This is a genomic window from Microbacterium sp. (assembly GCF_035556355.1).
GTDB lineage: Bacteria > Actinomycetota > Actinomycetes > Actinomycetales > Microbacteriaceae > Microbacterium.
The window spans coordinates 109,210-122,061 of sequence record NZ_DATMFG010000044.1; the positions used below are offsets into that span (position 1 = coordinate 109,210).

13 protein-coding genes are annotated in these 12,852 nt (G+C 69.2%); 6 read left to right on the plus strand and 7 right to left on the minus strand.

What is annotated here, in order from left to right; genetic code table 11:
* Positions 1–5: 5 nt before the first annotated feature.
* Both VNR19_RS12790 and VNR19_RS12795 read left to right on the plus strand, forming a co-directional pair.
* Positions 6–1,334: a uracil-xanthine permease family protein gene (locus tag VNR19_RS12790; protein ID WP_325727329.1), complete on the plus strand. Its 1,329-nt coding sequence runs from the start codon at positions 6–8 to the stop codon at positions 1,332–1,334.
* Between the two features lie 160 nt (positions 1,335–1,494).
* Positions 1,495–2,370: a VOC family protein gene (locus tag VNR19_RS12795; RefSeq protein ID WP_414684174.1), complete on the plus strand. Its 876-nt coding sequence runs from the start codon at positions 1,495–1,497 to the stop codon at positions 2,368–2,370.
* A gap of 61 nt (positions 2,371–2,431) precedes the next feature.
* Here the strand turns inward: VNR19_RS12795 and VNR19_RS12800 are convergent, their stop codons facing one another.
* From VNR19_RS12800 to VNR19_RS12820, 5 genes are all read right to left on the minus strand, one after another.
* Positions 2,432–3,445, minus strand: a complete 1,014-nt coding sequence (locus VNR19_RS12800) for a LacI family DNA-binding transcriptional regulator (RefSeq protein ID WP_325727333.1) — start codon at positions 3,443–3,445, stop codon at positions 2,432–2,434.
* A gap of 28 nt (positions 3,446–3,473) precedes the next feature.
* Positions 3,474–4,970: a GH1 family beta-glucosidase gene (locus tag VNR19_RS12805; protein ID WP_325727335.1), complete on the minus strand. Its 1,497-nt coding sequence runs from the start codon at positions 4,968–4,970 to the stop codon at positions 3,474–3,476.
* Between the two features lie 35 nt (positions 4,971–5,005).
* On the minus strand, positions 5,006–5,923 hold the full coding sequence (locus VNR19_RS12810; protein ID WP_325727337.1) for a carbohydrate ABC transporter permease: 918 nt from the start codon (positions 5,921–5,923) through the stop codon (positions 5,006–5,008).
* Complete coding sequence (locus tag VNR19_RS12815; RefSeq protein WP_325727339.1) at positions 5,920–6,972, minus strand: carbohydrate ABC transporter permease; 1,053 nt, start codon at positions 6,970–6,972, stop codon at positions 5,920–5,922. The genes VNR19_RS12810 and VNR19_RS12815 overlap by 4 nt, the downstream gene beginning before the upstream one ends.
* 70 nt (positions 6,973–7,042) lie before the next feature.
* Positions 7,043–8,311, minus strand: a complete 1,269-nt coding sequence (locus VNR19_RS12820) for an ABC transporter substrate-binding protein (protein WP_325727341.1) — start codon at positions 8,309–8,311, stop codon at positions 7,043–7,045.
* A 359-nt stretch (positions 8,312–8,670) separates the two neighbouring features.
* On the opposite strand from VNR19_RS12820, the gene purS reads away from it, so the two are divergent.
* Both purS and purQ read left to right on the plus strand, forming a co-directional pair.
* Positions 8,671–8,919: a phosphoribosylformylglycinamidine synthase subunit PurS gene (gene purS / locus VNR19_RS12825; protein ID WP_325727343.1), complete on the plus strand. Its 249-nt coding sequence runs from the start codon at positions 8,671–8,673 to the stop codon at positions 8,917–8,919.
* Positions 8,916–9,623, plus strand: a complete 708-nt coding sequence (purQ, locus tag VNR19_RS12830; RefSeq protein ID WP_325727344.1) for a phosphoribosylformylglycinamidine synthase subunit PurQ — start codon at positions 8,916–8,918, stop codon at positions 9,621–9,623. Before purS ends, purQ begins: the two co-directional genes overlap by 4 nt.
* A gap of 99 nt (positions 9,624–9,722) precedes the next feature.
* Here the strand turns inward: purQ and VNR19_RS12835 are convergent, their stop codons facing one another.
* The gene (locus VNR19_RS12835) at positions 9,723–10,154 is read right to left on the minus strand and encodes a DUF1761 domain-containing protein (RefSeq protein ID WP_325727346.1); all 432 of its coding nucleotides are present in this window, start codon (positions 10,152–10,154) and stop codon (positions 9,723–9,725) included.
* A gap of 107 nt (positions 10,155–10,261) precedes the next feature.
* On the opposite strand from VNR19_RS12835, the gene VNR19_RS12840 reads away from it, so the two are divergent.
* On the plus strand, positions 10,262–11,191 hold the full coding sequence (locus VNR19_RS12840) for a 2-hydroxyacid dehydrogenase (protein ID WP_325727348.1): 930 nt from the start codon (positions 10,262–10,264) through the stop codon (positions 11,189–11,191).
* Between the two features lie 23 nt (positions 11,192–11,214).
* Here the strand turns inward: VNR19_RS12840 and VNR19_RS12845 are convergent, their stop codons facing one another.
* The gene (locus VNR19_RS12845; RefSeq protein WP_325727350.1) at positions 11,215–11,736 is read right to left on the minus strand and encodes an adenine phosphoribosyltransferase; all 522 of its coding nucleotides are present in this window, start codon (positions 11,734–11,736) and stop codon (positions 11,215–11,217) included.
* 181 nt (positions 11,737–11,917) lie between these two features.
* Between VNR19_RS12845 and VNR19_RS12850 the strand changes: the two genes are divergently transcribed.
* Positions 11,918–12,852 (plus strand): alpha-amylase family glycosyl hydrolase (locus VNR19_RS12850; RefSeq protein ID WP_325727352.1); only part of this gene is annotated, 935 nt, incomplete at its 3' end.

Here is a 12,852-nt window from a genome sequence, read left to right on the forward strand (position 1 = left end):
GCGATATGCCCATCTGGACTCTGCACGGCAACGGCCGGACGGTCGAACCCGGAAAGGTCGTCAAGCCCGAGGAGCGCCTGAACTGGGGCGCCACCGTCGCGATCGGCGCGCAGCACGTCGTCGCGATGTTCGGGGCCACCTTCCTCGTGCCGGTGCTCACCGGCTTCCCCGTCTCGACGACGCTGCTCTTCTCGGGCATCGGCACGCTCCTGTTCCTGCTCATCACGCGCAACAGGCTGCCCAGCTATCTCGGCTCGTCGTTCGCGTTCATCGCACCCGTGACCGCGGCGACGGCGACCGCGGGAATGGGCTCGGCCCTCGCCGGCATCGTCGCGGTCGGCATCCTGCTCGCGATCGTCGGCTTCGTCGTGCAGTTCGCGGGGATCGGCTGGGTCGACAAGCTCATGCCCCCGGTCGTCGCGGGCACGATCGTCGCGCTCATCGGCTTCAACCTCGCCCCGGTGGCATGGACGAACTTCGCGCAGGCGCCGGTCACCGCATCCGTCACCCTCATCGCCGTCATCCTGTTCAGCGTGCTGTTCCGCGGATTCCTCGGGCGGATCTCGATCTTCCTCGGCGTCGTGGTGGGCTACATCGTCGCGATCATCCTCGGCGAGGTCGATTACGCACCCGTCGAGGCCGCCGCATGGGTGGGCCTGCCCGAGTTCCACATCGCCGACTTCGCCTCGCCCGGCACGTGGGCCGTCATCGCGATGTTCCTGCCGGTCGTGCTCGTGCTCATCGCCGAGAACGTCGGTCATGTGCGTGCGGTGGCGACGATGACGGATGCGTCGGTCAACCGCCACACCGGGCGCGCGCTCATCGCCGACGGCGCCGCGACGACGATCGCCGGCTTCTTCGGCGGCTCGGGCACGACGACGTACGGCGAGAACATCGGCGTCATGGCGGCGACCCGCGTCTATTCGACCGCCGCCTACTGGGTGGCAGGTGCCGTCGCGATCGTGCTCGCGATGTCGCCCAAGATCGGCGCGATCTTCAACACGATCCCCGCGGGCGTGCTCGGCGGCGTGACGACGGCGCTGTACGGCCTCATCGGCATCATCGGCATCAAGATCTGGGTCGACAACCGCGTGGACTTCTCGCGGCCCGTCAACCAGTACACGGCCGCCGTCGCGCTCGTGATGGCGATCGCCGGGTTCACGATGCAGTGGGGCGACTTCCAGCTCGGCGCGATCGTGCTCGGCTCCGCTGCCGCGCTGGTGATCTACCACCTCGGCAACGCGATCGCCCGCTGGCGCAAGACCGGCGCCGACGACGGCGGTCCGATCCCGGCGGTCGGTCAGCTCGGGGGCGACCCGCAAGACGTCAAATAGCACGCACTCGTCTGCCGCGTGCCGGCATCCGGTCGAGCGCACGACTTCGCCACGTCGGCAGGTCGTGCGCTCGACGGTGAGTCGTGCACTCGGCGATCATGTTTCTGGCGAAAGGGGAATGAACCCCGGATGCCGCCCGTTATCCATTCATATGCATAAGATGCTCGCGACTCCCGACCGCCTCGCCGCCGACACGGCGATGGGCCCCGTGACGCTCCTCGTGGGCGACCTCGACGGCATGACGCGCTACTACCGCGACGTCGTGACGCTGCAGGTGCTCGCCGCCGAGGGCGACACGGTGACACTGGGTCGCGCGGGTCGTCCGATCGTCGTGCTGAAGCACGAGCCCACGCTGCGCCACGCCACTCCGGGCTCGGCGGGGCTGTACCACACGGCGATCCTGTTCGAGTCGCAGACCGCGCTCGCCGCGGCGCTGTACTCGGTCGCACGCCACGCACCGGGGACGTTCGCGGGGTCGGCGGACCACCTCGTGAGCCAGGCCTTCTACTTCACCGACCCCGAGGGCAACGGCATCGAGCTGTACTGGGACCGCGATCGCACCGAGTGGTCGTGGGTCCACGGCCAGGTCGAGATGGCGACGCTGTTCCTCGACCCCAACGCGTTCCTGAGCGAGCACCTCACCGAAGAGGCTGCGCTCGGCGCGACCGCGGCGGATGCCGCATCCGTCGGTCACGTCCACCTGTCCGTCGGCGACGTCGCGAGCGCACGCGCGTTCTACGTCGACGCGCTCGGGTTCGATGAGACGGCTTCTCTCGGCAACCAGGCGATCTTCGTGAGCGCGGGCGGCTACCACCACCACATGGCGATGAACGTGTGGAACTCTCGCGGCGCCGGCCCCCGCATGCCCGCCCTCGGGCTCGGCCGCGTCGACCTCGACCTGCCGGATGCCGACGCGCTCGGGGCCCTCGAGGAGCGGTTGAAGCACCACGGGTTCGAGGTGCGCGACGACGGCCGCACGCTGTCGTTCGACGACCCGTGGAACAACGCGATCCTCGCGACGGCCCCCGGACGCTGATCCGGCGCGGCTTCCGCCGCAGGCACGCGCGACGGTCGCGCGGACTCGACCGGCCGTCCGGTCAGGCCGACTCGCGCACGATGAGCTCGGTCGGCAGCACTTGCGCGTGAGGCGGGTTGCCGCCCGCGAGCAGCTCGAGCAGCGCGCTCGCCATACGCTCACCCTGCTCGAACGAGGGCTGCCGCAGCGTCGTCAGCGCGGGCGTCACGCTCGTCGCGACGGGGGAGTCGTCGAAGCCGATGATCGCGATGTCGTCGGGGACGCGGATGCCGGCGCGATGCAGGATCTCGAGCGCGCCGCGCGCCATGAGATCGCTCGCGATGAAGACCGCCTCGGGCCGCTCGCCCGCATCGAGGATGCGCTGCATCGCCTCAGCGCCGCCGTCGGCCGTGAAGTCCCCGTCCTCGACCGCGACCTCTTCGAGACCCGCGTCGGCGAGCGCCGCGCGGAAGCCCGCGAGGCGGTCGATGCCCGCAGGCATCGTGAGCGGGCCCGTGATCGTCGCGATGCGCGTGTAGCCCTTGCCGAGCAGGTACTCGGTCGCGCGGCGACCCCCGGCGGTGTTGTCGACGTCGACGTAGTGGTCGTTCGGCCGCTCCCGCACGGGGCGCCCGCCGTAGACGACGGGCACGCTGCTGACGATGCGGTCGATGAACGTGTCGCTCGTGTGGTGCGACACGATGATCGCGCCGTCGACCGCGCCGCTGCGCACGTAGCTCGTGGTCTTGTCGCCAGGGTCGTCGCTCGCGATGAAGAGGTTCAGCACGTAGTCCGAGCGGCTCACGCGCGCGTTGATGCCCGACACGATGGCCGCGAAGAACGGGTCTCCGAAGAACCGGGTCGTGTCCTCCGGCACGACGAGCGCGATCGCGTGCGTCTGCCGGCTCGCAAGCGAGCGGGCGGCGCGATTCGGCACGTAGTTCAGCTCGGCGATCGCGCGGCGCACCGCCTCGAGCGCTGCGGGACTCACCGCCGTCGAGCCGTTGACGACCCTGGACACGGTCGATCGCGAGACGCCCGCGGCTGCCGCGACCTCCTCGATCGTGACCTGTCCGCGCGCGGAATCCGTGCTCATCGAACCCGCCCTTCGTGCTCCGGGAGACTCAGTCTGCCGTGCTCTCCGCGTCGAGCGCGCGCTGGGCGATGATGCGGCTGTACAGCCGGCCGCTCTCCTTCACCGTGCGTTCCTGCGTGTCGTAGTCCACGCGCACGATGCCGAATCGCTTCTCGTACCCCCAGGCCCACTCGAAGTTGTCGAGCAGCGACCAATAGAAGTATCCACGTACGTCGACTCCCTGGTCGATCGCATCGAGCGTCGCGGCGAGGTGCGCTCGCACGAACTCCGCGCGTTCGGTGTCGGGGATGATCTTCTCTCCGTCGCGCTCGACGACGACGTCGTCGTAGGCCGCGCCGTTCTCGGTCACGTACATCGCGACACCGGCGGGCGCCGCGTACTCGTCGCTCACGCGCTTGAGCAGGCGGGTGAGCCCCTCAGGCTGCACCTCCCAGAACATCGGCGTGCGCGGCAGGCCGCGGTCGTGCCAATGGACGTCGTCGGCGGCCGGGAAGGGCGACTCCGCGCGGCGGTCGGTCGGCGCGTCCCCGCCCGCGACCTCCTCGGTCGCCGGGTGCCCGCTGACATAGTCGCCGTGGTAGTAATTCACGCCGAGGGTCGTGATGGGCGTCGAGATCGTCTCGAGGTCGCCCGGCTTCGTCGCCTCCTCGAGAGCGGCGATCGCCTCGGGGTGGACGGCGCGGATGTCGTCGACGACGTCGGCCGGGTACTCGCCGCGGAAGATCGGGTCGAGGAACCAGCGGTTGAACTGCCCGTCGATGCGGCGCGCCGCGTCGAGGTCGGCGGGGTCGGTCGGATCGACCGGGTCGGCGACCGTGAGGTTCAGCGTCACGCCCAGGTTGAGCGACTCGTCGCGGGCGCGCAGCTCGCGGATGACCTGGCCGTGACCGAGGAGCAGGTGGTGCGCGGCGAGCACGCCCTCGGTCACGCTGTAGTGCCCGGGCGCGTGGATGCCGGCGGTGTAGCTGAGGAACGACGAGCACCACGGCTCGTTCAGGGTCGTCCACACCTTGACCCGATCGCCGAGCGCGTCGTGCATGTCGAGCGCGTACTCGGTGAACCGGTCGGCCGTCTGACGGACCGTCCAGCCGCCGCGGTCTTCGAGCGCCTGCGGGAGGTCCCAATGGTAGAGCGTGAGCCACGGGAGGATGTCCGCCTCGAGCAGTTCGTCGACGAGACGGTTGTAGAAGTCGACACCTGCCGGGTTCAGGGCTCCGCCGTCAGGGCGCACGCGTGACCACGACGTCGAGAAGCGATAGGTCTGCAGGCCCATGCGCTTCATGAGCGCGACGTCGTCGCGATAGAGGTGGTAGTGGTCGCACGCGACATCGCCGTTGTCACCGTTGATCACGGCGCCGGGCACCCGGCAGAACGCATCCCAGATCGAGGCCCGTCGGCCGTCTTCGAACGCGGCCCCTTCGATCTGGAACGCCGCCGTCGCCGCGCCGAAGAGGAAGCCGTCGGGGAACGCGCGTCGCTGCGTCTCGGTCATGGGAGCGGAGTCTTCCTGGAACTCGATGGTCATGTGTGTCCTCAGTATCGGTCGGTGCGCTGCGCGATTCAGCCCTTGACAGCACCTGCCATGATGCCGCTGACCAGTTGCTTTCCGGCGAAGATGAACAGCAGCAGGAGCGGAATCGTGGCCAGGATGACGCCGGCGAGCACGATCGAGTAGTCGACGAAGTAGTTGGACTGGAGCAGCGAGAGCGCGACGGGAAGCGTCGGGTTCTGCCGGTCCAGCACGATGAACGGCCAGAAGAAGTTGTTCCACGCGCCCACGAACGTGAAGAGGAACAGCATCGCGGCCGCCGGACGCGCTGCGGTCACGCCGATCGTCCAGAACGTCCGCAGCATCGACGCGCCGTCGACGCGGGCCGCTTCGATGAGCTCATCGGGCACGGCCTGCCGCAGATACTGCGTCATCCAGAACACGCCGAACGCGCTCGTGAGGGCGGGGATGATGATCGCGCCGATCTGGCCGGTCCAGCCGAGCTCGGCGAACAGGATGTAGAGCGGCACGACGCCGAGCTGCTGCGGGACCGCCATCGTCGCGACGACGAAGACGAGGAGCGCGGGCCCGCCGTGGAACTTCAGCTTCGCGAAGGCCCACCCGGCGAGGGTGGATGTGATGACGACCGCCGCGGCGATGAGGAACGAGCTGTAGATCGAGTTCCACAGCGCCGGCCAGAAGTTGACGGCCGGATTGGTGACGACGGCTGCCGCGTTCGACCAGAAGTTGCCGCCGGGGATCCACGTGAACGGACGCCGCAGCGACGAGGCGTCGCCCGAGCCGATCACGAACGACCACCACAGCGGGAAGGCGCCCGTCGCGAAGACGATCGTGAGGAGCGCGTAGACGATCCAGCCGGGACGGGATCCGCGGATGCGGATCGTGCGCGCCCCGCGACGGCGCTGCTTTTCGTTCGGGATGTTCTCCTCGACCACGGCGAGAGGCGTGGGGGTTCCGAGCGTGCTCATCGCGCGGCCTCCTTCAGGTCGTTCTTCGCGCGTCTGGCCAGCTCTTTCTCCTGCCGCTTCGTCAGCTCGCGTCGCAGTCCTTCGTCCCGCACGAGCGAGCGGGTGATGAGGAGGTTGATGAGGCCGATGAGCAGGATGATGATGAACAGGATCCAGGCCATCGCGGCCGCGCGGCCGAAGTTCCACTGGCCCCAGCCGATGTCGTACAGGTAGAGCGTGATCGTGAGCCACTGCTGGCCCGCGCCGCCGCGGCCGAACTGGTCGAACACGCGAGGTTCGTCGAAGATCTGCAGGCCGCCGATGGTCGACGTGATGATGACGAAGATGAGGGTCGGACGCAGCGACGGCAGCGTGATGCTGAAGAACTGTCGTACGGGCCCGGCGCCGTCGACGGTCGCCGCCTCGTAGTAGTCGCGGTTCACGGCCTGCATCGCCGCGAGGAGGATCAGCGCGTTGTAGCCGGTCCAGCGGTAGTTGACCATCGTCGCGATCGCGACGTGGCTCCAGAAGGGGTCCTTGTGCCACGGGATGCCCGGAAGGCCGAGGTTGCCGAGCCACGTGTTCACGAGGCCGAAGTTGTCGGCGAAGATCGCCGTGAAGATGAGGCCGACCGCGACGGGGGCGACGACGAACGGGAGCAGGACGCTCATGCGCCAGAACGTCTTGGCGCGGATGTTGCGGTCGAGCACGGCGGCGATGAAGATCGCGAGGATCAGCTGGGGGATGCTCGACAGCAGGAAGATGCTGAAGGTGTTGCGCAGCGCCGTCCAGAAGTGGGGCTGCGTCAGGATCCAGATGTACTGATCGAAGCCGATGAAGGTGCCCGAGTTGCGCACCAGATCCCAGTCCATGAACGAGATCACGGCCGTGTACGCGATCGGGAACAGCCCCACGATCGCGAACATGATGAAGAACGGCGAGATGTACAGGTAGGGCGAGATCTTCAGATCCCACTTGCTGAGCCGCTGCGAGAACGAGATCACGCGGGGCTGACGGGGGGCATCCGGAGTCTGCGCGCGCGTCTCCGGCCGCGATGCGGTGGTGGTCACGGTCGTCCTTCTCAGGGTTGGTGCAGGCACGGGGTGCGGGCGGGGCGAGCCGCCCGCACCCCGTCGGGTGTCAGAAGGCCGAGACCTCGGTCACCCAGTTGTCCCACGCAGTCTCCTTGTCTTCGAGACCGTCGAAGACACGGGTCACCGCGTTCTGAAGGGCGTCGTGGAACTGGAAGTACTTCGGGCCCTTGTACGGCGCGACCGTGATCGCGTTCGCACGGTTGGTGAGGATCTCACCGGTGGGCGCGTCGTTGAAGTACGCGTTCGTGGCGGCGGCGAGCTCGTCGCTGTCGAGCGCCTCGACCTGGCTCGGGAAGGTGCCCGCGTTCTCGAACGCCTTGAGCTGCGTCTCGGGCGAGGTCAGCCACGCCGCGAGCTGCGATGCCGCCTCGACGTTGTCGCCGTTGGCCGGCACGACGAGGTACGAGCCACCCCAGTTGCCGCCGCCGCCCGGGAACGCGTCAGCGATGTCCCAGCCGGTGGTGTCGGGTGCGTTGCCCTCGATGACGCCGAGCATCCAGCCCGGGCACAGCATGGTGGCGAACTCGCCGCTCGCGAGCGACGCGAACCAGTCCTCGCTCCACTGACCGGCGTAGGCGGCGATCGGCACGGCGCGGTCGACGACGGTGTCGTAGGCCTCGCGCACGTCGGGGTTGTCGGTGGCGATGATCGCGCCGTCCGGCTCCTCGTACGTGTACTCGATCTGGTTCATGATGCCCTGAAGGACAGCGTTGGCGGAGTCGATGAACGGCTTGCCGGTCGCCTCCTTGTACTGGTCGGCGACGTCGAAGAACGCGTCCCACGTCGGGAACAGCTCGCCGACGGCCTCGCGGTCGGTCGGCAGGCCTGCGGCCTCGAACAGGTCGGCGCGGTAGCAGATGCCCTGCGGGCCGATGTCGGTGCCGTAGGCGACGAGGTTGCCGTCGCCGTCGGTCGCAGCCGCTTCCTTCCAATCGAGCCAGCGGCCCTTGAGGCTGTCGTCGGCCGGCGCGAGCAGGTCGGCGTACTGCATCATCTCGGCGAACCAGTCGATCTCGACCGCCTCGACGTCGGCGAGGCCCGACTTGCCGAGCTTCTGGAAGAAGTTGGCGCGGGCGTCGTTCGAAGTGGCCGCCTTGTTGTGGACGACCTTGATGCCGGTCTCCTCGGTGAACTCGGCGAGGAGCTCATCGGTGTAGCCGAAGTCGTTGAAGGTCGCGAGGGTCAGGGTGACCTCGCCGTTGTCGTCGGACGACGGCGTTCCGCCGCCGCTCCCCGCGCAGCCGGCCAGCACGATGGCGGAGGCCGAGAAGGCCGCAACCGCCACAGCGCCCCGGCGGAAGGCACGTGAGTTCACTGTCACTCCTTTGTGTTGTCAGGGTGTGTGTTGCAGGTGATCGGTACCGGCAGCGCCGGGACCCGGGTGCGTCGCGTGGGAGCGTTCCCATCGGACACCCCGACCGTATGAGAACGCTCCCATGAATGTCAAGGGAGCGCTCCCACGGACTTGGTCACGGTTTCGTCACAAGCTCGGCTGCGCAGGAAAGTGCGACGATGAACCGGATGCCGCGCGCCCGCCCGCCGCGCTGAAAGACGCGCCTGCGGGTCGCCTAGACTGGGATCGACCCCTCCCGCGACATCCGGCGTATCGACTATCGCCGCGCTCGTCGCTCAACGACCGACAGCTGGCGGCCAACGGCCGCCCGGAGGAACCAGATGCCCACCATCGTCGTCGACGTCATGCCCAAGGCCGAGCTGCTCGACCCGCAGGGGAAGGCCGTCGCCGGCGCCCTTCAGCGGCTGGGCGTCTCGGAGTTCAGCGGCGTCCGCATCGGCAAGCGCTTCGAGCTCACCGTGGACGGCGAGGTCGGCGAAGACACGCTCGCGACCGCGCGTCGCATCGCAGACGAGATCCTCTCGAACTCCGTCATCGAAGACGTCGTCGGCATCGAGGTCGTCGAATGACCGCACGCATCGGGGTCATCACGTTCCCGGGCTCGCTCGACGACCGAGACGCGCAGCGCGCGATCCGCATCGCGGGCGCCGAGCCGGTCGCGCTGTGGCACAGCTCGCACGACCTGGAGGGCGTCGACGCCCTCGTGCTCCCGGGCGGCTTCAGCTACGGCGACTACCTGCGCGCCGGCGCGATCGCGGCACACGCCCCGATCATGGCCGAGGTGAAGGACGCCGCCGCGAAGGGCATGCCCGTGCTCGGCATCTGCAACGGGTTCCAGATGCTCGTCGAGGCGCACCTGCTTCCGGGCGGCCTCATCCGCAACTCCCACCAGCAGTTCATCTGCCGCGATCAGGTGCTCCGCGTCGAGAACGCGTCCACCGCGTGGACGAGCGAGTTCGAGCAGGGTCAGGAGATCGTGATCCCGCTCAAGAACGGCGACGGCGGATACATCGCGGATGCCGAGACCCTCGCCCGCATCAACGGCGAGGGCCTGGTCGCGTTTCGCTACGCGGGCGTCAACCCGAACGGCTCGCTCGACGACATCGCCGGCCTCACGAACGAGCGCGGCAACGTCGTCGGACTCATGCCGCACCCCGAGCACGCGGTCGAGCCCGGCTTCGGCCCCGACACGGCCGCCGCGATGCGGTCCGGCGTCGACGGGCTGAGCTTCTTCCGCTCGGCGATCGCCGCCGTGGTCGGCGCCGCAGCCTGATCGCGCTTCCCACCGGAGGCTGAGTCCGATCGCACTTCTCCCCGACGCTGGGCGAGCGCAGCGAGACGAAGCGCCCCGCGTCAGACGAAGCGCCCCGCGTCAGACCGTTCCCGCCGGGGGCCACACCCCGATGATGATCGCCATGATGAGCACCGTCACGAGCTCGTGCGCGATGTTGAGCACCGTGAGGCTCGACGGCCGTCCTTCGAAGACGTCGTGCACGATGAGCCGCCCCGCGGTGAAGCCGGCCCACAGCGTGACCGACGTCACGATCGCGGCCCACAGGTAGCCGCCTCCGTAGAAGTGCCACGCGATCGTCGTGGCCCCCGCGAGCACCCACGCGAGCAGGAAAGACAGGGCGACCGCGACGATGATCGGCACCCACGCGCCGATGTTGGTGTCGGCCCGGGTGACCTTCGCGAGCTTCATCCACCGCGCGCCGAACACTTTGGGCGTGTACCAGATCGACCCCACGATCATCGACGAGAGCGTGGCGAGCAGCACCGCCCAGTAGTTGATCTCGGGAATCATGAGTCCTCCTCGGCTCGATGCGCGTCGGCTCCGACGATACGCCCGAAGGTTTCCGCAGAGTGGGCAGCCGCGCCGACCCCCCTCACGGCCCGGCTAGCGTGGAATGCGTGAGCCGTGGCATCCGTCTGACCGTGACCGTCCCCTCCGCCGACTTCGCCGAATCGCTCGGCGACGTGCCCGACGGAGTCGATGTGATCGTGTGGGACATGACGGATGCGCCGCCCCGCGAGCGCCTCGACATCGTGGTTCCGCCGTACATGAGCGTCGGCCGCACGCTGCACCATCTCGAGGGCGTCGACGTGGGACTCGTGCAGGGCCAGTCGATCGGCTACGACGGCATCGAGCAGCGACTGCCGCACGGGCTCGTCTTCGCGAACGCGTCGAGCGTGCACGAAGCGTCGACGTCGGAGCTCGCCCTCGCGCTGACGCTCGCGGCGCAGCGGCACATCCCGTCGTTCGTGCGATCGCAGACCGAGGGCCGATGGGCTCCCGAGTTCGCCGACAGTCTCGCGGACCGCCGCGTGCTTCTGCTCGGCTACGGCGGCGTCGGCAAAGCGGTCGCGGCACGCCTCGCGCCGTTCGAGGTGCACGTGACGGCGGTCGCATCGCGCGCACGCGACGAGGACGGGGTCGCGGTGCACGGCGTCGACGAGCTGCCCGAGCTGCTGCCGTCGGCCGAGATCGTGATCGCGACGCTGCCCGGCGGCGACGCGACGAAGCACATCGTCGACGACGCGTTCCTGTCGGCGCTGCCGGACGGCGCCCTGGTGGTGAACGTCGGCCGCGGGTCGCTCATCGACACGGACGCACTCGTCGACCACGTCCGCCGCGGTCGGATCCGCGCGGCGCTCGACGTGACCGATCCCGAGCCGCTGCCGGAGGGGCATCCGCTGTGGTCGCTTCCAGGAGCGCTCATCGTGCCGCACGTCGGCGGCGCGTCGAGCGCGATGCGGCCGCGCATGGCACGCCTCGTCCGGCGGCAGATCGACCGGATGCTCGCGGGCGAGCCCCCGCTCAACGTCGTGATCGGCGGCTGAGGAGCGCTCCGCGCCGCGCGCCGTCAGGCGGTGAAGACGGCGTGCACGTCGCCGACGATCGCTCGTCCGCCGAGTGCCTCGAGCTCCATGAGCACGGTCGTGCCGACGGTCTCGGCGCCGAGCCGCGCGACGAGCTCGTGCGCCGCGGCGAGCGTGCCGCCGGTCGCGAGGACGTCGTCGATGAGGAGCACCCGCGTACCCGGAGCGATGTCGTCGTGGCACTCGATCGTCGCGGTGCCGTACTCGAGCTCATATGAGACGGATGCCGCGGGCCGCGGCAGCTTGCCCGCTTTGCGGATCGGCACGAGGCCCACTCCGGCCGCGACGGCCGCGGCTCCCGCGAGGATGAACCCGCGCGCCTCGATGCCGGCGACGACGTCGAACCGCCCCTCGAACGGCTCGAGCATCGCGTCGATCGTCGTACGCAGCGCATCACGGTCGGCGAGCAGCGGCGTGATGTCGCGGAAGAGCACCCCGGGCTCGGGGTAGTCGGGGATCGTGCGGATGAGCGACTGGGCGCGCGCGAGCGATTGGGCGGAAGGCACGCGCCCACGATAGTCGCGCGGCCTGTGCGCCGCCTCGCGCCCGGCGCCGGCGCTGCGGCCGCCCAGATCAGGACATCTGGCGCAGACAGGGCGATCGCCGCCGAATCCGCCTGAGCCAGCCAGATGTCCTGATTCGGGCGAGGAGTCCGAGAATGTAAGCGCTTGCAGTATCGTGTACCGCATGACTTCGACGAACACGGATGCCACGACCCGGCCCGACGCCGCGCAGCTGCCGGCTCTTCCGGGGTCCGAGTGGTGGCGCACCGCCGTCATCTACCAGATCTACCCGCGGTCGTTCGCCGACCTCTCGGGCGACGGCATCGGCGACCTCGCCGGCATCACCGCCCACCTCGACGACCTGCGCGACCTGGGCGTCGACGCGATCTGGCTGAGTCCGTTCCAGCGTTCTCCGCAGAAGGACGCGGGGTACGACGTCTCCGACTACTGCGACGTCGACCCGCTGTTCGGCACCCTCGACGACTTCGACGAGATGCTCGCGCAGGCGCATGCGCGCGGCATCCGCGTCATCGTCGACCTCGTCCCCAACCACTCGTCCGACCAGCACGAATGGTTCCAGCAGGCGCTCAAGGCCGCCCCGGGCAGCCGCGAGCGCGCGCGGTACATGTTCCGCGACGGCAAGGGCGAGAACGGCGAGCTGCCCCCGAACAACTGGGAGTCCGTGTTCGGCGGTCCCGCGTGGACGCGCGTGACCGAGCCCGACGGCACTCCGGGGCAGTGGTACCTGCACCTGTTCGACCCGTCGCAGCCCGACTTCGACTGGACGAACGAAGAGGTGCGCGAGGAGTTCCGCCGCATCCTGCGCTTCTGGCTCGACCGTGGGGTCGACGGCTTCCGCGTCGACGTCGCGCACGGCCTCGTGAAGGCCGAGGGACTGCCCGACTACCACCACCCCGAGAACGCCGACGCGATGGGCGGCGAAGAGGCCGACGTGCCGTACTGGGGCCAGGAGGGCGTGCACGAGATCTACCGCGACTGGCACCGCCTCGTCGCCGAGTACGACGGCGACCGCGCTCTGTGCGCCGAGGCGTGGCTGCCGACCGCCGAGAAGACCGCGCTGTGGGTGCGCCCCGACGAGATGCACCAGGCGTTCAACTT